The 24316-nt window shown below is 50.9% G+C and carries 13 protein-coding genes; 7 read left to right on the top strand and 6 right to left on the bottom strand.

The genetic code is table 11. The annotated features are described in order from the left end of the window. Positions 1 to 98: 98 nt before the first annotated feature. The 4 genes from HGH92_RS08735 to fabF form a co-directional block, all read right to left on the bottom strand. Positions 99 to 911, bottom strand: coding sequence for a DUF6048 family protein (locus HGH92_RS08735; protein ID WP_168870346.1), 813 nt, complete (start codon positions 909 to 911; stop codon positions 99 to 101). Further along, positions 874 to 1386, bottom strand: a complete 513-nt coding sequence (locus tag HGH92_RS08730; protein ID WP_168870345.1) for a DUF6452 family protein — start codon at positions 1384 to 1386, stop codon at positions 874 to 876. Before HGH92_RS08730 ends, HGH92_RS08735 begins: the two co-directional genes overlap by 38 nt. A 25-nt stretch (positions 1387 to 1411) precedes the next feature. Continuing rightward, positions 1412 to 4291 carry an excinuclease ABC subunit UvrA gene (uvrA, locus tag HGH92_RS08725; RefSeq protein ID WP_168870344.1) on the bottom strand — a complete coding sequence of 960 codons (2880 nt, stop codon included), beginning with the start codon at positions 4289 to 4291 and terminating at the stop codon, positions 1412 to 1414. Positions 4292 to 4427: 136 nt separating this feature from the next. After that, complete coding sequence (gene fabF / locus HGH92_RS08720) at positions 4428 to 5690, bottom strand: beta-ketoacyl-ACP synthase II (RefSeq protein WP_168870343.1); 1263 nt, start codon at positions 5688 to 5690, stop codon at positions 4428 to 4430. 334 nt (positions 5691 to 6024) lie between these two features. On the opposite strand from fabF, the gene HGH92_RS08715 reads away from it, so the two are divergent. The 4 genes from HGH92_RS08715 to HGH92_RS08700 all read left to right on the top strand — a co-directional run bounded on the left by HGH92_RS08715 (position 6025) and on the right by HGH92_RS08700 (position 13368). After that, positions 6025 to 6585 carry an RNA polymerase sigma factor gene (locus HGH92_RS08715; protein WP_168870342.1) on the top strand — a complete coding sequence of 187 codons (561 nt, stop codon included), beginning with the start codon at positions 6025 to 6027 and terminating at the stop codon, positions 6583 to 6585. Positions 6586 to 6649: 64 nt separating this feature from the next. Continuing rightward, positions 6650 to 7783: a FecR family protein gene (locus tag HGH92_RS08710; protein WP_168870341.1), complete on the top strand. Its 1134-nt coding sequence runs from the start codon at positions 6650 to 6652 to the stop codon at positions 7781 to 7783. 210 nt (positions 7784 to 7993) lie between these two features. Then, positions 7994 to 11581 carry a TonB-dependent receptor gene (locus HGH92_RS08705; protein ID WP_168870340.1) on the top strand — a complete coding sequence of 1196 codons (3588 nt, stop codon included), beginning with the start codon at positions 7994 to 7996 and terminating at the stop codon, positions 11579 to 11581. Positions 11582 to 11598: 17 nt separating this feature from the next. Beyond that, positions 11599 to 13368, top strand: coding sequence for a RagB/SusD family nutrient uptake outer membrane protein (locus HGH92_RS08700; RefSeq protein ID WP_168870339.1), 1770 nt, complete (start codon positions 11599 to 11601; stop codon positions 13366 to 13368). Positions 13369 to 13439: 71 nt separating this feature from the next. Here the strand turns inward: HGH92_RS08700 and HGH92_RS08695 are convergent, their stop codons facing one another. Beyond that, entirely contained in the window at positions 13440 to 14513 is a 1074-nt protein-coding gene (locus HGH92_RS08695) for a fatty acid desaturase family protein (protein ID WP_168870338.1), read from the bottom strand. A gap of 276 nt (positions 14514 to 14789) precedes the next feature. Between HGH92_RS08695 and HGH92_RS08690 the strand changes: the two genes are divergently transcribed. The 3 genes from HGH92_RS08690 (at position 14790) to HGH92_RS08680 (ending at position 20791) form a co-directional block, all read left to right on the top strand. After that, positions 14790 to 15806 carry a LacI family DNA-binding transcriptional regulator gene (locus HGH92_RS08690; RefSeq protein ID WP_168870337.1) on the top strand — a complete coding sequence of 339 codons (1017 nt, stop codon included), beginning with the start codon at positions 14790 to 14792 and terminating at the stop codon, positions 15804 to 15806. A 308-nt stretch (positions 15807 to 16114) separates the two neighbouring features. Beyond that, entirely contained in the window at positions 16115 to 18406 is a 2292-nt protein-coding gene (locus HGH92_RS08685) for a GH92 family glycosyl hydrolase (protein WP_168870336.1), read from the top strand. A 96-nt stretch (positions 18407 to 18502) separates the two neighbouring features. Beyond that, a complete protein-coding gene (locus HGH92_RS08680; RefSeq protein ID WP_168870335.1) occupies positions 18503 to 20791 on the top strand; it encodes a GH92 family glycosyl hydrolase in 2289 nt (762 codons plus the stop codon). Between the two features lie 111 nt (positions 20792 to 20902). Here HGH92_RS08680 and HGH92_RS08675 read toward each other — a convergent pair whose 3' ends face one another. Beyond that, a complete protein-coding gene (locus HGH92_RS08675) occupies positions 20903 to 24310 on the bottom strand; it encodes a ThuA domain-containing protein (protein WP_168870334.1) in 3408 nt (1135 codons plus the stop codon). Between the last annotated feature and the right edge of the window lie 6 nt (positions 24311 to 24316).

Below are 24316 nucleotides of genomic sequence, written 5' to 3'. Positions count from 1 at the left end.
ATTACGAATTGAGGGCTGCTTTACAAAACGGTTACTTACTAACCGTTCTATAGAACAGCCCTCAATTCGTAATTCGTAATTTGTAATTCGTAATTAATTTATTTTTTCTTCTTTTTGTTTTTATCGTTCGCCGGCAACTTTACATGTTGGGTTATCTTGTAGAGCGGGAACAGGTATGATACCGTGTACTGCATATCGAACACGGATTTTTTGGAGCCGCTGCCGAAGCCGGGAATGACCAGCGGTGTAAACTCATCAGACTTAACATTATTGATCATAATGCGTTCGTGCAGGCTCCAGCTCAGGAAGAAGTTTTTCAGCACTTCCGCTTTGAGTCCCAGCACCAGTTCCACCCAATGGGCATTGACGCTGGTTTTGGGTATGGAGCCGGTAAGGTCGTTGCCCCAGTAGCTGCTGGTGATCTTATAGGTGGGCACTTCGTAGGTGAGGTGTGAAAATCCGTACCGGATACCGCCGAAGAACATATTTTTCTCTGACGGGTACAGTCTTTTCATGAAGTTATAGTCTATCCCGAGGGTGATAAAGGCGCCGCTGCCCTTATAGGTGTAGTTAGCGTCACTGTAGGGCGTATTGGTATATCCTACTTCCGCCGCTGCGTACAGATCGCTGTTGAGGCGCAGGTCGGCCACGGCTGTCCCTTCCTTGCGGTAGGGATAGTAGATAGACGTCACGATGCGGCTCAGGTCCAGTCCCACGCGGAGGCCGCCCTGCATATGTACGACACTGTCCTTCACGGGTATAATGACCGTGGTGTCCTTCGCCGGTTTACGGGTAGTATCTGTTTTGGCAGCGGTTTTGGCGGCTGCCGGTTTGGCCGGTGTCTGTGCCTTTGCGGCGAGGCCAATCAGGATACTACTGATTAAAGAAAAACAAAGTAAGGTGCGTATCATTACTGCTGGTGACTGCCTTTGAGTTAATAACTACAGAATCGATGGTGTTTTTGGTAGCGATAACGGTATCCAGTGTAAAGGTGGTGCCGAATCCGCAGCCCGGGGATATAAATTTTTTAGTACGGGTGTACTTAAATTTAAGCGTGTCCGGTGTCAGGGTGGAATCTACCCGCAGAAAGAAGGTGCAGCTGTCCGATACGGGAGAAAAGGGCAGGAAGATTTCCTTCAGCGGTTTTATTTTGTAGATAGAGTCCCTGTTAACGCCATTATCGATGGCATACACGGTCACTTTGGGCATGATGGTGTCGCGCACGTTGTGCAGGATGGTATCGCCTACCCTGAGGAGGGAGTCACGCTGAAAACGCACGTGAAAATCCGCCCGGAGCGTTTGGTCGCACACCTTGGTTTCATTCTCACAGGCGAGCATGCCGATTAGCACGGAGCAGGTGAGTAATATCTGGTATAACGTTCTCATTACTTGATTTACGGTTGGCAAGATATTAAATTCCCAGCTCCTTTTTGAGGAATCGGGCGGTATGGCTGTCTTTACAGGTGCTCACCTGTTCGGGCGTACCGGTACAGAGGATAGTGCCGCCGCCGGCGCCGCCTTCGGGGCCGAGGTCCACAATGTGATCGGCCATCTTGATCACATCGAGGTTGTGTTCTATCACCAGTACGGTATTGCCGCGGTCCACCAGCTTGTTCAGCACTTTGAGCAACAGCACGATATCCTGGAAATGCAGTCCTGTAGTAGGCTCGTCGAGGATATAAATGGTTTTGCCGGTATCCTTTTTGGAAAGCTCCGTTGCCAGTTTTACCCGTTGCGCTTCGCCACCGGAGAGGGTTACGGCCGACTGGCCGAGGGTGATATAACCCAGGCCTACATCCTGCAGCGTTTTAATTTTGCGGTGTATCCATGGAACGGCCTGGAAGAATTCCACTGCTTCGTCTACCGTCATGTCCAGCACGTCGGAGATGGATTTGCCTTTGTAGCGTATCTCCAGTGTTTCACGGTTGTAACGGCGGCCGTTACATTTTTCGCAGTGCACATATACGTCCGGCAGGAAGTTCATTTCAATCACGCGCATGCCGCCGCCTTCACAAACGTCGCAGCGGCCTGTTTTCACGTTGAAAGAGAAACGGCCGGCATTGTACCCGCGGATTTTGGCTTCGGGCACAGAGGCAAAGAGGGTGCGGATATCGGTAAAGAAACCGCAGTAGGTGGCAGGGTTGCTGCGTGGTGTACGGCCAATGGGCGACTGGTCTATCTCGATCACTTTGTCGATATGCTCCAGGCCTTTGATGCTTTTATACGGCATGGGCACCGCTTTGGAATCGTAGGCGTGTTTGGAGAGTATCGGGTACAGTGTTTCGTTGATCAGGGTGGATTTGCCACTACCGGAAACGCCTGTCACGCAGATGAAAGTGCCGAGCGGCAGCTTCACGCTGACATTTTTCAGGTTGTTGCCGGTGGCGCCTTTCAGTTCAAGGCTGTTGCCGTTGCCTTTGCGGCGTTCGGCGGGTATTTCCATGGCACGTTTACCATTGAGGTAACCGGCGGTGGGCGTATTAAGTTTCAGTATCTGGTTGGGCGTGCCCTGTGCGATGATCTGGCCGCCGTGTTTTCCGGCGCCGGGACCGATGTCTACCAGGTGATCGGCATGCAGCATGATGTCTTTGTCATGTTCCACCACGATCACGGTGTTACCCATTTCGCGCAGGTTGCGGAGGGCGTCGATCAGTTGCATATTGTCGCGCTGGTGCAGGCCGATACTGGGCTCATCGAGGATATAGGTGATGCCCATCAGCTGGGAGCCTATCTGCGTGGCGAGGCGGATACGTTGTGATTCGCCACCGCTGAGCGTGCGCGTGGGCCTGTTGAGCGTCAGGTAGTTGAGGCCAACGTTGAGCAGGAACCCAAGGCGTTCCCGTATTTCTTTCAGGATGTCTTTGGCGATGGCGTTTTGTTTTTTCTCCAGCCGCTCTTCGATGTTCCGGAACCAGTTCAGCAGGTGGTCAAGGTCCATGTTGCCCAGTTCGGAAATATTTTTCTCATCTATTTTGAAGAAGAGGCTTTCCTTTTTGAGGCGGGTGCCGTTACATTCCGGGCAGGTGCTGAGGGCCATAAAACTTTCGGCCCAGGCGCGCACATGGTCGGAGCTGCTGTCATTGAAATAGCGGCGCACGGTATTTACCACTCCTTCAAATTCTGTGGAGTATTTGGTGGTGTCCGAACTTTCGTCGAAAGAGAGGTCTACTTCCAGCTTCCCGTTTTCATCGCCAAACAGCAGTACGTTACGGGCTTTGTCGGGAATAGCGGAGATAGGTCCGGTGAGGGAGAATTTATATTTTTTGGCCAGCTGCTGCACCTGTTTGTAGGTGAAGGTGTCCCTGGCTTCGCCCAGTGGTTTGAGGCCGCCGCTTTCGATGGAGGCGCTTTCATCGGGGATGATGGCGTCCATATCGATCTGGTAGATGGTGCCGAGCCCTTTACAGCGTGGGCAGGCGCCATAGGGCGAGTTAAAGGAGAAGGTGTTGGGCGATGGTTCCTCATAAGAGATGCCGGTATCTTCGCACATCAGTTGTTTGCTGTACTGGCTAACCTTGTTGGTATCATTGTCCATGACAAACAGCAGGCCTTTGCCCATGGTAAGGGCTTTCTGCACGCTCTGGCTGATGCGGGTGCGGGCATCGTCCTGCACCTGTACACGGTCTATCACCAGTTCGATGTCGTGGATTTTGTAGCGGTCCACCTGCATTCTTTCTTTCAGGTCGAGTATTTCGCCGTCTACCCTTACTTTGAGATAGCCCTGTTTACGTACCTGTTCAAACAGTTCCCGGTAGTGTCCTTTACGGCCGCGCACCATGGGTGCGAGGATGACGAGTTTCTTTTTAGGATAGTGTTTGAAGATATGTTCGAGTATCTCTTCTTCCGAGAAGCGCGTCATGCGCTTGTTGGTATTGTAGGAGTATGCTTGTCCTGCGCGGGCGAAGAGCAGTCGCAGAAAGTCATAGATTTCTGTGATGGTGCCTACCGTTGAGCGCGGGTTTTTATTCGTCGTTTTTTGTTCTATGGAGATAACGGGAGACAGACCGGTGATTTTGTCCACATCGGGTCTTTCCATGTCGCCGATAAACTGGCGGGCATAAGCGGAAAAACTTTCCATGTATCGGCGTTGTCCTTCAGCGTAAATAGTATCAAAAGCCAGGGAGGATTTTCCACTTCCGCTGATGCCGGTGATGACAACCAGCTTATTTTTGGGCAACTGCAGGTCGAGGTTTTTCAGGTTATGCTCCCGTGCGCCAAATACTTCAATCTGGTCATCTGCCGTGATTTCCGGAGCGGGGGCAGCGGTTACATTCTCTTTTTTCTTTGCCATAATATTAAACTACTAAGCTACGCCATAATTACGAATAACGGATTACGAATTCCGAAATGAAGGGGGCATAAAAAAGAGCAGCGAAGACCTTTTTGGGAAGATCTTCGCTGACAGCTATTTTCGGGCAGTTACCTGCTTATTTGGTATATTTTTTAAATACCACGATGGCGTTGTGGCCTCCGAATCCGAAGGTATTGCTCATAGCGATATTTACCGGACGGCTTTGTGCTTTGCCGAGGGTGAGGTTCAGGTTGGTCGGGATGCCTTCGCCCAGCACGGTAGTGTTGATGGTTGGCGGCACGATATCTTCCTGGGTGGCCTTGATACAGGCAATCGCCTCGATAGCGCCGGCAGCGCCCAGCAGGTGGCCTGTCATGGATTTGGTGGCGCTGATGTTAACTTTTTCAACGTGTTCGCCGAAGGCGGTCACGATGGCTTTCAGTTCGCTCACATCGCCTACCGGAGTGGAGGTGGTGTGGGAGTTGATGTAGTCAACGTCGGCGGTGGTGATACCAGCGTCTTCCAGTGCCTGTTCCATGCCCAGTCTGGCGCCGAGGCCTTCGGGGTGGGTGGCGGTGAGGTGGTAGGCGTCGCAGGTCATGGCGCCGCCGATCATTTCACCATAGATGGTAGCACCTCTGGCGATCGCGTGTTCATATTCTTCGAGGACGATGGCGCCGGCGCCTTCACCCATCACGAAGCCGTCACGTTCTGTATCGAACGGGCGGGAAGCATGTTGCGGGTCTTCGTTGCGGGTAGACAGCGCTTTGAGGGCGTTAAAGCCGGCGATGCCTGCGCGGGTTACCGGTGCTTCGGAACCGCCGGTAACGATCACATTGGCCTTACCAAGGCGGATATAGTTGAAAGCGTCTACGAGAGCGCTGGTAGAAGAGGCGCAGGCAGACACGGTGCAGAAGTTGATGCCCATGAAACCGTATTTCATGGCAATCTGTCCTGCCGCGATATCACAAATCAGTTTGGGAATAAAGAACGGGTTGAACTTAGGCACAAAGTTGGCCTGTGTAAATTCAACGATCTGTTCCTCGAACGTGAGCATGCCGCCGTTACCGGAAGCCCAGATCACGCCTATTTTAGTTTTGTCAATGCCTTCCTTGTTGAGACCTGCGTCTGCTACCGCTTCATGTGCAGCTGCCATGGCGTACTGCGTGAAGTTGTCCATCTTGCGGGCTTCCTTTTTGTCCATATATTTTTCCACATCAAAACCTTTGACTTCACAGGCAAATTTGGTTTTGAACTCTGTGGTGTCAAATTTAGTGATGGGACCGGCGCCGCTTACGCCTGCCTTCAGATTGCTCCAAAAAGTATTTACATCATTCCCGATAGGTGTTAGTGCTCCCAAGCCGGTAACCACAACCCTTTTCAGTGTAACAGTACGCATATTTTTTACTTTAATAAAAAAAGTTAGAGCGCAAATTTAGTTACTTATTGTTATAGATAAGCATATTCATTAAGATTATATGACATAACTTTCTCTTTTTAGGGGGAAGGTCAATGTGGTGGCGGATTTAAGGGCCTGGGGAAGGGTGTCCGGAAAAACGCGACTGTTATAAAGTGTTAACTTTCCCGCCCGGGCAACGGGAAAAAGACCGGTCGGCCAGTCTTCACCAGGGCATTTCGCATCCCGCCCCGCTTTAGCGAAAGATTTTGTGATAAATATATGAAAGGACGAAAATAATCTCTAATATCGCATATACTACTTGTACAATAGAGGAATGACTGGTCAACCAAATACAGATACCTTATGGATGGAGCGTCTGCGGGAGGATGATGAAACCGCATTTGCCGAAATTTACGGGACCTATCGCGAAAAATTGCTGGCAGTGGCCTTTAACAGGCTGTCAGACATCCAGGCGGCGGAAGATATTGTACAGGATGTATTTGTCAGCCTGTGGAACCAACGGCATAACCACCAGATCAGCAACGCCGGCGCCTACCTGGCCACGGCCGTAAAATACAAAGTGCTGGACCGCTTCCGTCGTGAACAACTGTTGCGCCAATACCAGGAAGTATACCAAACCACGATACCGGTCAGTGTGCCGGAACCCGACACGGCGCTCCAGCAGAAACATATCCTGCAGCTGCTGCAGCAGGAAGTGAACAAGCTCCCCGAAAAATGCCAGTTAATATTCCGCTACAGCCGTGAACAGGGCATGCCGGTAAAAGAAATCGCCCAGGTCCTCAATATCTCCAGCAAAACGGTGGAAAACCAGCTTACAAAGGCTTTGCGTCAGCTTAAGGGAAGCATCCGGCATATATTTTCCATTTTTTTTTAATTTTTTTTCGGACAGCGTAGGGGATTCGTTCCGGTTGTTCGACTAATGACTGTAATTATCCGTTATGAAAGAAAACCAGGATCTGTTAAGCGCTGTCGAAAAATATTTGCGGGGAGAAGCCTCCCCGGAAGAATGCGCGCTGGTAAATCAGTGGTATCACTCTTTCGATGACGGGCAGGTGGAGGTAACACCGGAAGAAGGCTTCAGCAAGGAAGAAATTTTCAGCAGAATGGACGCAAAGTTGGCAGCGCTGATGCAGCCGGCCCCTACCCGCGGTAAAATATTGCCGCTGTGGCTGAAACGCACCGCCGTTGCGGCCGGTATCGCGCTGGTGCTGGGCGCCGGGCTGTGGTCCCTTTCCGGCCGTAAAAATACACGTCTTGCTGCCGGAGGGGCGGCAACGAAAACTTCCGCGCCTGTGCTGCCGGGAAGCAACAAAGCCATACTGCTGCTGGATGATGGCAGCGCCATAACGCTGAACGACAGCACCCGGCAAACAGTAGGCGCCGCACGGGTACAAGGGGAAGCGCTGGTATATGACCAGGCCGGCAATCAGGAAGATATGAAATACAATACCCTGAAGACCCCGCAGGGCGGCCAGTTTGCGGTAGTGCTGCCAGATGGCAGTAAAGTGTGGCTCAATGCGGCCAGTTCATTGAAATACCCCGTGAGCTTTAACAGCCGGCACCGGACAGTGGAATTGACAGGGGAAGCCTATTTCGACATCACGCCGGATAAAAACAAACCTTTCACTGTCCGGGTCAATAACATGGAAGTACAGGTACTGGGCACCTCCTTTAATGTGACGGCCTATCCCGAAGAGAAAAACATCAAAACAACCCTGATAACCGGAGCGGTAAACGTAAACGCCGGCAATTCAACCAAACATCTGTTGCCAGGGCAACAGGCCGTATGGGACGATGCGCGGCAGTTCGCCATCACCAATGCGGACATCAATTCCGTGCTGGCCTGGAAAAATGGGAAATTCGAGTTTGCGGGAGAGGAAGTGGGAGTAGCCTTAAGGCAGCTGGCCAGATGGTATGACCTGGAACTGCAATTTGAAGCAGGGGTGCCGGACGAACATCTTACGGCGTCTTTTCCCAGAAATACCAGCCTGGACAATATTATCAGGATGCTGGAGCTGAGCGGTGTTCACTGTAAGCTGGATAATCGCAGGCTCACTGTTCATCATCAATAATCATCGTCTAAATCTAAATCATATAAATCTAAGTCTAGTCTAAATCGAAAAAAATCCAATCTAAATCGAAGTAAAAATCTAAGTCGAAAAAAGCAATCAGAACAATGAACATTTCATCTTAAAGCCAGATGTAACATCTGCGTTATGGTCTTCTGTTGTCCATAACTAAACTATTCCGGTACCAATAACCTTTACCAAACACTGTGATGTATGAGTAATCCTCAGTACAAGGGGGCTTCGTATGCCCCCGGGTTCCACTTCTTTAAAACCATCCGGGTCATTAAGCTGACAGCTTTTCTGTTGGTGTTGATCTCCCTGCAGGCAATCGCTTCAGCCTATGCCCAGACATTAACATTACATCAGCGCAATGCGGCGCTGGCCGATATCTTCAAAAGTATTACCCAACAAACCGGATACAGTTTTATGTACCGGAATGAAATGCTGGCCCGGGCACAGCGTGTAACCATCTCTGTTACCGATGTGGACCTGAAAGCGGCATTGGATATCTGCTTCCATGGGCAACCACTTACTTATTCCATTGTGGATAAAGTGATTGTGGTAGATGCCAAAAAAGAAAAGACACTGCTGGCTGCACCACAGGAAGACCTGCGCGGACGCGTGGTAAACGACAAAGGAGAGAGCCTGCCGGGAGCTTCCATTGTATTAAAAGGTACTGCCAAACGGGTGGTGACAGACGAGAAAGGTGAATTCCTCATTAAAGATGCGGACGCCGCCAATGCCGTCCTGGTAGTGGACTACATCGGCTTTGAAAGACAGGAGATCAATTTGCAGGGGCGTACAACCGTTACCGTTACCCTGAAACAAAAGAACGCTGACCTGGTGGATGTGGTAGTGGTAGGATACGCCACCCAGAAAAGAGTAAACCTCACCGGGGCCGTTGCCACGGTGACCAGCAAAAGCCTGGAAAACAGACCGGTCACCAATGTGTCCAGCGCATTGGCCGGCCTCAGCCCCGGTTTGCAGGTGCGCCAGAGCTCCGGTAAGCCCGGCTCCGACGGCGCCACCATCCGGGTACGTGGCGTAGGCACGCTCAACAACAGCGATCCGCTGGTAGTGATCGACGGTATCATCGGCAGCATGGACGCAGTTAACCCCACCGATATTGAAAGTATTTCCGTACTGAAAGACGCTGCCTCGTCCTCTATATATGGTACGTTGGCAGCCAACGGCGTAATCCTCATTACCACCAAAAAAGGCAACCGTAATCGTACTACCGTTACGTATAGCGGTACCCTGTCTTCCATTCAGCCGGCCAATATGCCGAAGTTCGTGAATGACTATGTGCGTTATATGAAACTGTATAACGAAAGCGCCCGCAACCTCGGCCAGTCAGAGCTGTTCAAACAACAAACCATCGATACCTGGGTGAATGCCAACGCTCATCCCGATGACCTGAATGCTGCAGGGATACCTAACTCAGTAGTATATGCCAATACCGACTGGGCCAACACCGTTTTTAAACACAGCATTCTGCAACAGCATAATATATCCGTTTCCGGTGGCAGCGAAAAATCCACTTTCCTCGTGTCCGGCGGCTTTCAGAACAACCCCGGCACCATGGAACATACCGAGGCTAAACGCTACCAGATACGCCTGAACCTCGACAGTAAAATCAACCGGTATATTACCGTCGGTACTCAGACATTTGCCTCCCAGGAACTTTTCGGCATGGGAAATACAGACAATGCCTTTAACTACCTCCGCCAGACAACGCCCGGCGTTCCGGCGAGATATGAAGGCAAATACGGCTTCCCTACCGCTATAGAAGAATCCCAGACAGCCAATAACATCCTGCTGTACCTGAACAACGTTGCCGGCAAAAATGTGCAGAACCGTTTTAACTCCACCGTGTATGCCAACCTCTCCCTGTTGCGCGGACTGACATTTGAAACCAAATTCAACTATCAGACACGGTTCCGGGACATGCAATACCACGACGTACCTTTTGCCAAATGGGACCTGGCCAACAACGTAGCCAGGCAACCGGCCGCCACGCCCGACCAGCTCACGACCAGCGTAGAGCATAACAAAGACTTTACCACCACGTTTGACAACGTATTACGTTACCATACACAGTTTAAGGGCGGGCACGATTTTGCCGCCCTGGCAGGTTATAACCAGACCTACTACTATTATAACCGCGATTTTACCAGCAGGAAAGGCCTGGTATCGGAAGAAGTCACAAACATCAATGTGGCCGGTAACACCAACAACGTATTTGACGGAACAGAATATGATAATGCGCTCCGCAGCTGGTTTGGCCGTTTAAATTATGCCTACCGTGATAAATACCTGTTTGAAGCTAATCTCCGGTATGATGGTTCTTCCCGCTTTGCACCTGCCTCCCGCTGGGGTTACTACCCCTCTTTTTCAGCAGGCTGGCGCCTGACAGAGGAATCATTCCTGAAAGAATCACTGCGCAATTTCCAACAGTTGAAACTGCGCGGCTCCTGGGGTAAATTAGGCAACAACGGCGGCGGCGACAGGTCCCAGGGCAACTATGACTACCAGACCCTTTATAACCCGGTGTATTATTCTTATAACAACACCGCAGTGAATGCCCTGGCAGTCACCAAATTCGGAAACCCCGGCCTGCTCTGGGAAGCTACAGCCATCGCGGATATCGGACTGGACGCAACCCTGCTGAACAATGCACTGAATATCTCCGTAGACTATTACAGCAAAACGACCGACGGCATCATTACCACGCCGCCGATACCGCTGACTGTAGGCAATGCCGCGCCTCCTACCGTTAATACGGCCACTGTTTCCAATAAAGGGATTGAAGTAGTAGCCAGCTATAACCGCAAATTTGGCGAAGTGGACATTACCGTCGGCGGTAACTTCTCCTATAATAAAAACGTGATCACCAGCTACCGCGGCGCCTTCCAGGAAGGTTATACCACCGACGCCGGCGGTAACAAAGTATGGTCGTCCAATATCGGGAAAGTAGCTGCCAACAACGGTAACAGGTACCGCGTGGAAGGCCATCAGATCGATGAATATTATCTCCAGAAACTGTATCAGGGCAATGGCAGCCACTTCAATGCCGATGGCAGCGTGAATATTAATGGCGGCCCCAAAGACGGCATGATCCGCACGCCGCAGGATATGGACTGGCTGAAAGCCATGATGGCCGCAGGTTACACTTTCCTGCCTGCACAGGGCGTGGACAAGGGAAAAATCTGGTACGGTGATTTCATCTACGCAGATACTAACGGTGATGGTATTTATGGCAATAACTACGACAGGACCTTTTCCGGTTCCAGCGGTACGCCTAAATACAACTATGGCTTTAATATCAGCGCCTCCTGGAAAGGGCTCTATCTTAATATGATATGGGCCGGCAGCGCAGGACTTCAGTACTACTACAATGACCGCGGATACCTGAGCTCCGTTACGTCTAATGGTAATGCCATCGGACTGGATGTTGCCAACGATCACTATTATTATAATGATGCCAACCCATCTGATCCTGCCAATAATATCAATGGTAAATATCCCCGCCTGAAACTCAATACAGATCCGCAGAATAGCCAGGACAACTATTTCTACCTCTACAATGCGTCTTATCTGAAACTGAAGAACCTGCAGATCGGCTACCAGATTCCGGAACGCCTCACCAAACGGGCTGCCATCAGCCGCGCGGTAGTATATGTAAGCGGGGAGAACCTGCTGACCATCACCCGGTATCCCGGCCTTGACCCTGAAATTGGCGCCAGTGTAGGGTATCCGACCATGAAACAGTATGCATTGGGTCTTAATGTTACATTCTAGGTTCTAAAAATTAACGTATGAAAAAGTTCAGAATATTAATATACGGTACCGCACTGCTGTCATTAGCCGCCTGTAAGAAAAACCTGCTGGACACCGTGTCCTATACGCAGGAAAGTGACGCCCAGATGTGGACCACAGACAATCTCACCGATCAGGGCATGGCCGGCGTATATGCTGCCCTCCGATTGAATATCGACCAGGGTAGTGCTTCAGGTAATGAATTATACCAGTTCGACCGTTACGGTGTTGGCGGCATGGTGCGTGATGCGGACGCGTTACAGGTAGGTACCATCACACCCAGCAATGGGATGTTCAGCAGCAACTGGAAACAGTTCTACGACGGTATTCAGCGTGCTAACAATGCTATTTTCAATATACCGTTGAAATCCCCTTCAGCAGCGGACAAAAAGGCTAAATACATAGCAGAGTCCAAATTCCTGCGCGCTTATTTTTATTCCCGTCTGAACCAGCTGTGGCATGGCGTACCGGTGTATCTCACGCCATTTACTGCGGACGATGCGACAAAAGGCCGTGAAACAGAAGACAGCGTTTGGAAAGTAGTGGTAAATGATCTGACGGACTGTATCAACGAGCCTAATTTGCCGCTTAAATATGGAAAAGGCAATGCGAGTTATGGCCATATCACCAAAGGCGCTGCCTATGCCCTGAGAGGTAAAGCATACCTGTATACCCGCAACTGGGCTGCTGCCGCGGCCGATTTCGCCAAAGTACAGGAAGCGGGGTACACGCTCTTTACGGGTGATTATAAAGCGCTCTTCAAAGAAGCGAATGAGCAAAGCGACGAAATGATTTTCTCTATCCAGAATATTGCGGTGAACAACTACGGTTCCACTACGCAGTTTTTCTGTGGAAACAGAAGCTCTTTTGGTTCCTGCTGGAATACCTACCTGGTTTCACCGGTAGTGGTAGATATGTATGAGAAGGCCGATGGCAGCAAGTTTGACTGGAACACGGTTATCCCCGGGTTTACTTCACTGCCGGCGTCACAAAGAGAGGTGTACTTCTTCAGGGACGGGCTTACCGCTGCTGAAATTGCCGCCGCCAGCAGCCGCGGACTGGATATGAGCAAATACCTGCCTGGTGGCAATGAAGCCAGGATCAAGGCAGCGTACGCCAACCGCGATCCTCGTTTAACCGCTAACGTTATTACGCCCTATTCAGAGTACATGGGCGTAAATGGCAGCGCCAACCAGCTGTATGTTTCCAGGTGGCCTTTCCGGTCCAATAACACGCCTGTGTGGGACCTGGCCACTGATACCAAAGCATATTTCTATTACCTGCACCGGAAGTTCGTATATGAAGGCGCTACCGAAACGATCAACCGTGCTTATGGCCCTACTGATTTTCCGGTGATCCGTTTTGCGGACGTGTTGCTGATGTGGGCGGAAGCGCTGAATGAACAGGGCTTTAGCCAGCAGTCGCTGGACCTGGTCAACAGGGTGCGGGCAAGAGTAGGCATGCCTGCTTTGCAGAGTGCCGATGTTACCAAACCGACTTATGTGGGTGATCAAACGGCGATGCGTGAACGTATCCGTAACGAGCGCAGGGTGGAATTTGTGAATGAGGGCATCAACTATTTCGATGAGCTGCGCTGGAAAACATGGAGAGAAAAGACGTTTGCCGCCGGCGCCGGTATTCAGCAGGTCTGGGGCGGCAATGTGGTCAACTATTCCTGGAAAGGAGATTATATCTACTACTGGGCCATCCCTCAAAGTGAGATTGAACGTAATTCCAATCTGGTACAGAACCCGGGCTGGATCAACTAGGGGTCATTTACAGGCATAAAAAAAGCGCTACCGGTTTACCGGTAGCGCTTTTTAATGATATCTCAGTTATGTCAGGCAGCGGCCGCGGCGGCAGCATGCTGGACGGTATTGATACGAAGCGTACGTTGTTTCAGGAAAGAGATGATTTCCGCGTCTGACTGGAAACGGTCGCCGATATTGACGAAGTGTTTGGCCAGCAGGTCATAGCGTTTGGTCATCAGCCATAACCATACATGCAGGAAGTGAATGCCATCAAATACGATCGCATCGTTAGAGATGTATTCGTCCAGCGTTTTACGGAAATATACCGGATGTTCTGTCCAGTGCATGCTGGGTTTAATATGATGGCTGATATGATAGCCATCGTTCCAGCATTTATGGTTGTATTTGGTATTGATGCAGGTGATGCTGTTTTTGTAGCAGTTGTCCGGGTCTTCTGCGTCGATGAACGCGTGCTGCGCCCAGTTGCCCACCATCATAATGATACGGGAGATGACAAATGGCAGAATGAACACCACGAAGGTAGCCGGGAAATTGATGAAAGAGAGGCCTACGCAGGCGCCGATGAAAAAGAGTTCGCCGCGGACCAGCTTTACCATCAGCTTATTCCTCTTTTTGCGGATATGGTACTTGGCGGTATCGTACACACCAAAGGTCACGAAAGACCAGAGGTAGTGAAGGAACCCCCTGAAAGAATCGCGCTGGTACATCATGGTACAGCTGTCATCGTCCGGCATATTGTTTTCCGGGTGGTGCATCCCGATGTGGTGGGAATAGTAGGACTCCGGTGTTTGTCCAAACAGCGGGCCTATCACCCAGGGGAGGTAGTTATTCAGGAAGCCGTATTTTTTTTCAAAGAAGGCGCGGTGGCTGGTGCAATGCAGCATCAGGCCAAAAGGCCCTTTGAAGGTGATATTATTGAAAAACTGGTAGGCAATAGCGGCGGTCCACCAAAGCCAGTTGTTGACACCCGGCCAGTACATCAGGATGGCCAGCGGCCAGAGGGTGAAAGTAATCTTCAGTGTAAGGTATACAAAGGGAAGATCGCGCTCGTCACGGATCATTGACTTGAAAAGCCTGTCAAAGACAGTCTCCCGGGTGGGTTTAACGTAAACCGGGTCTGTAAGATGGGTGAGTTGCTTCATATTGCGTGTTAAAAATGTCAAGTTGGCTACAATATCAGTTGTAATTGCTTGATTGGCCGGTACTTATTTTGTTTTTATCCAATAACGCATTTTACAGGCTGATAGTATCCACATGTCCGGCCGCGTTGCTGTAAGATAGCCATTTTACGGAGAGTTTGTATTGTTTTAACAGTTTTTTGTAATTTCCGGCCCCGTGCATTCCCGCATACCCGGCAACTAAACCTGTAATTATCAGCGGTGGTGCAATGGCCAAACCAATCAAACTAACAAGCAAGAATGAAGAGACTTACGCTTAAGGATGTCGCTAAAATGGCCGGTGTGGCACCTTCTACTGTATCGTTTGTACTCAACGGTAAAGGGAAACAGATGCGGATACGCGATGAAGTCGCGGCCAAAATCATACAGGTAGTGGAGAAGTCCGGTTACGAGCCCCACCGGGTGGCGGTCAACCTGCGTACCGGCCAGTCCAAAACGCTGGGCCTGATCGTGGAAACCATTTCCGGCAGTTTCTTTGCCAGTCTTGCCAAAACAATCGAAACGGAAGCGGAGCTGATGGGCTATAATGTGGTGTATTGCAGCACGGAAAACAATGCCCAGAAAGGAGGTGAACTGATACGGATGCTGGGCCGCCAGATGGTGGACGGCTACCTGATCACCCCTGCGCCCGGTATGGAAAAGGAGATACAGCAGCTGGTACAGCATCATAAGCCGGTAGTGCTGATGGACAGCTATTTTCCTTCTATCAAGGCGCCTTATGTGCTGATCGATAATTTCGGTGGCGTGCAGCAGGGCATGAAACACCTGATAGAAAAGGGTTTTACCCGTATCGCCTTTGTGACGGTGGACGTGAAGCTGATCCAGCTGGAAGAGCGTCTGCGCGGCTATGTGACTGCGCTGAAAGAACACAAGCTTCCCCTGCGTAAGAAACATGTGCTGCACCTGAAATACCACAAGCTCCGGGAAGATGCTCTCCGGGAGATGCAGGAGTTCATCGGCAACAATCCTGATATAGAAGCCATATTTTTTGCTACCAATTACCTGGGTATCCTCGGTCTGGAAGCTATTGCCCGTCTCGGTCTCCGTATGCCCGATGACGTGTCTGTGATCTGTTTCGATGACCATGATATCTTCCGCCTGTATCCGCCAGGCATCTCTGTGATAGAGCAGCCGATAGAAGGCATCGCTAAAACGGCGATCGCCATGCTGATGCAGCAGCTGGGCAAAAAACCAGTGCCTATTAAAAACCCTGCAGTAGAGCTGCCGGGCCGGTTTATTGTGCGAGGCTCCGCGTAGGCGCACCTCGTGTTGCCGCACCGTTTATCCATTTTCCGGCAAAAAAATGGTCAATACCTGCGATAGATCCAAAAATATGTATACATTTAAAAACTGTTTCCGGAGAAATAAAGGAGTTTAAAAACTCCGGAAACAGGAAGAGGATTCGATGAATCTTTTTTTTCTGTATTGATGCTAAATCGATTTTTCTAATAATTGCACGTAATGAAATACCGGCCGGTGAAAGTGGGGAAATTTGGGCCCCTGCCTGATCATCCTCCCTGCGCCTTTGCCGCTGGTACCGAATTACCAAGAAACAACACTACAACATGAAAAAAGTTGGAATGCTGGCAGCTGCTTTATTATGCCTGCATGGCGCACAAAGCCAGACAGTATACAAAGTGGCTGAACCGGTGGAATGGGTCAACACCCTCATGGGCACCGATTCTAAAGTAAGCCTGTCAAACGGCAACACCTATCCTGCCATCGCCCTGCCATGGGGGATGAACTTCTGGATGCCCCAGACAAACGTCATGGGCAACGGATGGGCCTATCAGTACACTGCCGATAAAATCAGGGGCTTTAAACAAACACACCAGCCCTCTCCCTGGATCAACGACTATGGCCAGTTTGCAGTGATGCCCGTTACCGGTAGCCTGAAATTTGACCAGAACAAAAGGGCCAGCTGGTTCTCCCATAAAACGGAAGTGGCCAAACCCTACTATTACAGCGTATACCTGGCAGATGCGGACGTGACCACCGAAATCACCCCCACAGAACGGGCTGCCCAGCTGCGTTTTACCTTCCCAACCACAGACAGCGCCTTCGTAGTGGTAGACGCATTTGATAAAGGCTCCTATATTAAAATATTACCCAAAGAACAGAAGATCATCGGTTATACCACCAAAAACAGCGGTGGCGTACCGTCCAACTTCAAAAACTATTTTGTTATCTATTTTGATAAACCATTTACCGTTGCCTCAGCCTGGCGCGACTCCACCCTGCTGAAAGACCAGCTTGAGCTGCAAGCCGACCATGCCGGCGCAGTAGTGGGCTTCAAAACAAAGAGAGGAGAACAGGTGGTGGCCAGAACGGCATCATCCTTCATCAGCTTTGAACAGGCGGAACTGAACCTCCAGCGTGAAGTAGGCAAAGACGCGTTCGATGTTACCCGCCAGAAAGCAAAAGACACCTGGAACAAGGAACTGGGCCGGCTGTCAGTGGAAGGCGGGACTTCCGATCAGGTAAGCACCTTCTACTCTTCCCTGTACCGGACCATGCTGTTCCCCCGCAAATTCTATGAAATCAATGCGAAAAACGAAGTGGTGCATTACAGCCCGTTCAACGGTCAGGTATTGCCCGGTTATATGTTTACTGACAACGGTTTCTGGGATACCTTCCGTGCGGTACATCCTTTCTTTACGCTGATGTACCCTTCGCTCAGTTCCCATATCATGGAAGGCCTGGCCAACGCCTACAAGGAAAGCGGCTGGCTGCCTGAATGGGCCAGTCCCGGTCACCGCGATTGTATGATCGGCTCCAACTCCGCTTCCCTCATCGCTGACGCCTACCTGAAAGGTATCCGCGGCTATGACATCAACACCCTGTATGAAGCGATCCTGAAAAATACAGAGAACGAAGGCCCGCTGACTTCTGTTGGCCGCAAAGGCGTGAAATACTACAATGAACTTGGTTACGTGCCCTACGATGTGGACGTGAACGAAAACGCCGCCCGCACACTGGAATATGCCTACGATGACTTCACCATCTACCAGCTGGCAAAAGCGCTCAACAGGCCTAAAGAAGAAATCGCCCGTTTCGCTAAACGCTCCCAGAACTACCGGAACCTCTTTGACCCGGAAACAAAACTGATGCGCGGTAAAAATAAAGACGGCCGTTTCCAGTCACCATTCAATCCTTTCAAATGGGGCGATGCCTTCACGGAAGGCAACAGCTGGCACTATACCTGGTCCGTATTCCACGACGTACAGGGCCTGGCGGGCCTGATGGGCGGCCGCGAATCCTTCGCCAATATGCTGGACTCTGTTTTCAAGATGGCGCCGGTATATGATGAAAGCTACTATGGTACCGTGATCCACGAAATCCGTGAAATGCAGATCATGAACATGGGACAGTATGCCCACGGCAACCAGCCTATCCAGCATATGATCTACCTCTATAACTATGCCGGCCAGCCGTGGAAAACACAGTACTGGATCCGCCAGGTGATGGAGCGCCTTTACAAAGCTACGCCTGACGGCTATTGCGGCGATGAAGACAACGGGCAAACTTCCGCCTGGTATGTATTCTCTGCCATGGGCTTCTACCCGGTATGCCCCGGCACCCAACAGTACGTGTTAGGCACTCCCCTGTTCGCCAAACTCACCATGACACTGGAAGACGGTAAGAAAATGGTGATCGAAGCACCAGGCAACAGCGCCAAAAACCTGTACGTACAACAGGCTTCACTGAACGGTCAGCCCTATACGAAAAACTGGATCAGCCACCAGGACCTGCAAAAGGGCGGTAAGCTGACATTCCGTATGGGCGCCACTCCCGAGAAATCAAGAGGTACACAGCCTGCTGCGTTCCCTTATTCCTATTCAACAGACAATAAATAAAACGATATAGAAAAATTTCATTGTTCACTGTAAATAATTCATCCCGATTCTTCGGGATGTAGCATTTTTCCAGACACGTTTTAAAAACTAATACCGATGACCAACAGGTTTGTTTTCTTATCGATACTCTGCTGTATCTGTACATCGCTCCGGGCGCAGGAGAATGTGTTGTCCTACGTAAAACCGATCACGGGCACCCAACGTATGGGACACACCTATCCCGGCGCCACTGTACCTTTTGGCGCGGTGCAGCTCAGTCCCGAAACGGACACGCTCTCCTATGAGATGAACGGCAAATACAACAAGGACGTATACAAATACTGCGCAGGCTATCAATATGAGGATAAAACCATCGTGGGTTTTAGTCACACGCATTTTAGCGGCACAGGGCATTCCGACCTTGGCGATTTCCTGATCATGCCCACTACCGGTACGCTGCAGCTGAACCCCGGAACGGCAGACCATCCGGAAAGCGGCTACCGCAGCAGGTTTTCGCACAGCACTGAAGTGGCGGAACCGGCTTATTATAAAGTAAAACTGGACGATGACAATATCCTCGCCGAGCTCACTGCCAGCAACCGTGTGGGCTTTCATCAGTATACTTTTCCTGCTTCAAATCAGTCGCACATCATCCTCGACCTGATGTCCGGCATCTACAACTATCCCAACAAAAACGTGTGGACTTTTGTACGTGTGGAAAACGATACGCTGATTACAGGCTACCGGCAAACCAGCGGGTGGGCGCGTACCCGGACCGTCTATTTCGCCATGACGTTTTCAAAGCCTTTTAAAGAATACGGTCATCGTAACTACGCCAACGACGTATATAAAGGCTTTTACCGCAAGTTTGACCAGGCAAAAAATTTCCCTGAAATGGCCGGCCGCCAGATAAGGGCTTACTTCGATTTCAATACCACTGAAGGCGAAAAAATAAAAATCAAATTTGCCATCTCCCCGGTAAGCACCGCAGGTGCGCTCAAAAACCTGCAAACAGAAATACCCGGCTGGGATTTTGAACAGGTAAAAAGAGAAGGACAGGCGCTGTGGACAAAAGAACTGAACAAAATACAAATCGCTTCCGGTAGCCGCGAAGAGAAAGAAAATTTCTACACCGCCATGTACCACGCGTTTATTAATCCAACTACCTATATGGACGTAGACGGACAATACCGCGGACTGGACCAGAACAATTATACCGCTAACGGATATACGAATTATACCACTTTCTCGCTGTGGGACACCTACCGCGCGCTACACCCGCTTTTTAACGTGGTACAGCCTAAACGCAACGCCGACATGGTACAGTCTATGTTGCACCATTACGAGCAGAGCGTGCAGAAAATGCTGCCGGTATGGTCGCACTATGCCAATGAAAACTGGTGTATGATCGGCTACCACAGCGTGTCCGTGATTGCAGACGCCATCATGAAAGGCAACGCCCCTTTCGACGTGAACAAAGCGCTGGAAGCCTGTGTGACCACTGCCCGCCACCGCACTTACGACGGGCTGGGATACTATATGGACATGGGGTATGTGCCGGAAGACAAAAACGGCTCATCTGTTTCCAAAACACTGGAATATGCCTATGATGACTGGTGTATTGCGCAGATCGCTCAGAAACTGGGTAAAACAGACATCTACAATGAATTTATCAAACGGGCGGCCAACTATAAAAATGTTTACGATAAAGCCTCCGGCTTTATGCGTCCCCGCCTGAACGACGGCACTTTCAAAGCCGCCTTTGACCCGCTGCAAACCCATGACCAGGGCTTCATTGAAGGCAATGCCTGGAATTACAGCCTCTATGTGCCGCACAACCCGGACGATATGATTGCCATGATGGGTGGTAAAAAACAATTCACACAACACCTCGATTCGTTGTTCACGATGGAGCTGCCGGATAAATATTTTGCCGAAACAGAAGACATCACCCGCGATGGCATCATCGGCAACTATGTACACGGCAACGAACCTTCTCACCACGTGGCATACCTCTATAACTGGACCGGCTATCCGTGGAAGACACAGGAGCGCATACGCATGATCCTGAAGAAAATGTACCATCCCGGCCCTGATGGCCTCGGCGGCAACGACGACTGCGGACAAATGAGCGCCTGGTATATTTTCAGCTCCCTTGGATTTTACCCCGTGTGCCCCGGCTCCGACCAGTACGCGTTAGGCAGTCCTGCGGTAGACAAGGCCACCCTGCAACTGGAAAACGGTAAAACGTTTGTGATCGATGTAAAAAATCAGGGTGATAAGAATGTATATGTGCAGAAAGTTTTACTGAATGGAAAACCTTTAGACCGCCTTTATATTACGCACCGTGAGATCATGGACGGCGGAAATATCACGTTCTTTATGAGCAACAAACCGAAAAAGTGACCCGTTCGAATGCATACAAGCAAAGGCCCTGCGTTGACTGCAGGGCCTTTTATTTTTGAGGAGGTACATTAAAAAGAAAGGAGACCGGTAAGGTCTCCTTTCTTTTTAATACTAACCCCGAAGTGTAAACGAAGCGATGCCCAGGGGCACCTGTTTACCCGGATCGGTAGGTCTGATTTTGAGATAGAGATGATGTTTTTTGCCATCGGTAACCGGTGCAAAACTGATGCTGGCCTTATTTGGCACTTTCGGTTGAGCGCCCGGTCCTATCGTGGTTTCACCCAAACGGGTACCATTGGCGTTATCGAGGAATGCTTCCACTACAAAGCCCTGTTGTTGCTGGTCCTGTACCATATAGGTAACATCGATACCGTTGACGCCTGTCAGGTCGAGATCGTTGTACACCACCCAGCCGTTGGCCGTGGCAGGGATCAACAGTTTCATACCATTGACTTCAAAAGTAGAAACGCCGTCTGCTTTGCTGAAGCCTGCAGCAGGCAGTTTGGGGTTCAGCAGCTGTGCAGCGGCAGTGCCGGTAATTGGCTTAATGCCCGGTGCTCCCTTATCGGTGTAGCTGGCCAGGATCAACAGTGCGCCGTTGTCTTTCAGCTCGTTGCCCAGTGTGGGGTCCAGGCTGCCGGTGGTAGGCAGTGACGCCACTTTGGGCGCGTTGCCGCCCAGGGAGAAGATGTATTCCACCAGCTGGTGTGCTTCTCCGTTGGAAAGGCCCGGGTGGGCAGACATGGCCGTTTCGCCCCATACGCCGCCGCCGCCGTTGATGATCTTTTTCGCAAGCGCGTCCGGTGCGGCAGGATCGTTTTTGTATTTCTCGGTGATCTGTTTGAAAGATGGCCCGATAGATTTTTCATCCGGCTTGTGACAGGTTTTACAGTCAGATACCTCCATGATGTTTTTACCTGCGATGGCGCCGGTAATGATTTGGTGGCCCTGTGGCATAGCGGCTTTATCGCTGCCCTGCACATAATCTGCTTTCACGAAGATATTGCCGGCGTCGAGTTTTCCGCTGGCGCTGGTGCCGTCTTCCTTATCACTAACACTAACGGTATAATGTACCTGTTTGCCGGGGAAATAGAACATCTGGTTGCCTTGCAGCGCAATAGAGACCTGTGGTGTTTCATTGCCGGCATACAGCGCGATCTCCTTACTTTTTGTCTTACCGCCTTTACCGTCCTGTACTTCTACGTACACATTGTATTCGCCGGCGGTGGTGTAGGTCATTTCCACAGACGGTTCGGTGGTTTCCTTTTTGCTGCCGTTACCGAAATACCAGAGGTAGGTGAGCTTGTCGCCGTCAGGATCTACAGAGCCTTCGGCAGACAGTTTCACTTTAAACGGCAGGGCGCCGGTGAGTTGTGTGGTATGAATTTCAGCCTGCGGTGCGCGGTTGCCGCCGTTATAATCAATACGGGAGAGCGCTGCGTCCGGGTTTTTGCTGAACCAGCCATTGCCATATTCCAGTACGTACAAACGGCCGTCAGGGCCCATTTCCATATCGATGGGAGCATTCAGTTTGGTACCGGGCATAAATTTCTCCATTTTGGAGAAATCACCGTTTTTATCCATGGTAACGGCCATGATCCAGCCACGGATCCAGTCGTAGATAAACAGTTTACCATTGTAGTAATCCGGGAAACGGGTTTCTTTCGGATAGAATTCGCTGTAGTATACGGGGCCTGCTTCGGCATTGCGGCCGCCGCTGCCCACGATGGGGAATTCATCTGACTTGCCGTAAGGGTACCAGATAAAGGCGGGAACTGCCGGTGGCAGCTCTTTCAGACCGGTGTTGTTACGGGAGTTGTTGATCGGTTTTTTAGGATCAAACGCCGGACCGGCTTCGCCTGTTTCGTAATTATAGGCGTGGTACGGTTTGTTGTCGGCGATGAACATGGGATAGCCATAGTTGCCGGGCTTTTTGGCCTGGTTCACTTCATCGTATCCGCGGGGGCCGCGGTTAGGATCGTCGTTGTTGGCGTCGGGCCCTACTTCGCCCCAATAGACGTAACTGGTTTTTCTGTCTACGGAGATGCGGTAAGGGTTGCGTGTGCCCATGGCATATATTTCCGGACGGGTGTTAGGCGTGCCTTTAGGGAAGAGGTTCCCTTCCGGTATGCTGTAGGAGCCGTCAGCTGCCACTTTGATGCGCAGGATTTTACCCCGCAGATCATTGGTGTTGGCGGAAGAGCGCCGGCCATCGTATTGCAGGTGCCCGGGACGATCGTCCGTAGGGCCGTAACCGTTACTGGCGTATTTCTGGCCTGGTTCATCGAATGGCGTGGTATTATCGCCGGTAGACAGGTACAGCAGTTTATCCGGTCCGAAGGCGATGGAGCCACCGGTATGGCAGCAGATGTCGCGCTGGGAATAGAACTGCAGGACCACTTTTTCGGAAGCCATGTCCAGCTGGTTGTTTTCAAACTTAAAGCGGGAAAGGCGGTTGACGGAAGTATCTACGGGAGAATACATCACATAGATAAAGTGGTTGTCTTTGAAGTCCGGGTCAGCGGCGAGGCCAAGGAAGCCTTCTTCTGCATTGACGTGGGGCACTTCCGTTTTGTAGTACACTTTCAGGAAGCCTGCCTGGGTGAGTGTTTTATCTGCCTGTTTGTACAGCATCAGTTCACCGCGGCGTTGTGCCACGAGGATGTCGAGGTTAGGCAGGATGGTCATCTCCGTAGGTTCAAAGAACTGGCCGGAGGTGAGCACGTTTTTGGTGAAGCGGTTTTCATCCGGTGTGCGCAGGGTGGTGGCTTTGCTGTAGTCGAGCACTAGGTTTTTGCCAACGGCGTACTGGATGCCGCCGAGCACATGTTTCAGGAACAGGCTGTCGGTATAGCACTCATCGGTATGACCAAGGGCGGTATAGAAAGCGCGGCCGCCGTCGTATTCATGGTACCAGCTCACGGGATGGTCGTTGTTCATGGTGCCGCCTTCGTAGGTTTTTTCATCTACTTTCAACAGTACAGTGGTGGTGGTGTCCCTCTTTTTAAAGTTGTACCATTCGTCTGTATGTTGGAATTTATCGGGCAGCCCGGCCGTAGCGGGAAATGATTTGTTGACCACTTCCACGGTCGCCTTGTGGGTGCCGGGAGGATGGCTGAGAAAATAGGCGCCGGCCAGGTGGTTGTACCAGCCCCATTCATATTCGGTGTCGGTGGCGGCGTGAATGCCTACATATCCGCCGCCGGCCTGTATGTATCTTTCGAAGTCCGCTTCCTGTGCGGTATTGAGCACATCGCCGGTGGTGTTAAGGAAGATCACCGCCGCATATTGTTGCAGGGAGTCTTCATTGAAGCGGTTGGCATTTTCGGTAGTGTCTACCTCGAAACCGTTTTCCTTGCCGAGCTTTTGAAGGGCTGCTATGCCCGCTGGTATGGAAGCGTGGCGGAAAGCGGTGGTTTTGGTGAATACCAGCACCCGCGGTTGTCCGGGGCGCGATTTGTTACAGCCTGCTGTGGCCACCAACGCCAGCAGCAGCAAGAGCTTAATGGTTTGCTTCATCGGGAT

It is taken from the genome of Chitinophaga varians (assembly GCF_012641275.1).
Classification (GTDB): domain Bacteria; phylum Bacteroidota; class Bacteroidia; order Chitinophagales; family Chitinophagaceae; genus Chitinophaga; species Chitinophaga varians_A.
The sequence above is the reverse complement of the archived record's forward strand: the minus strand, read 5'-3'. Positions and strand labels throughout refer to the sequence as shown.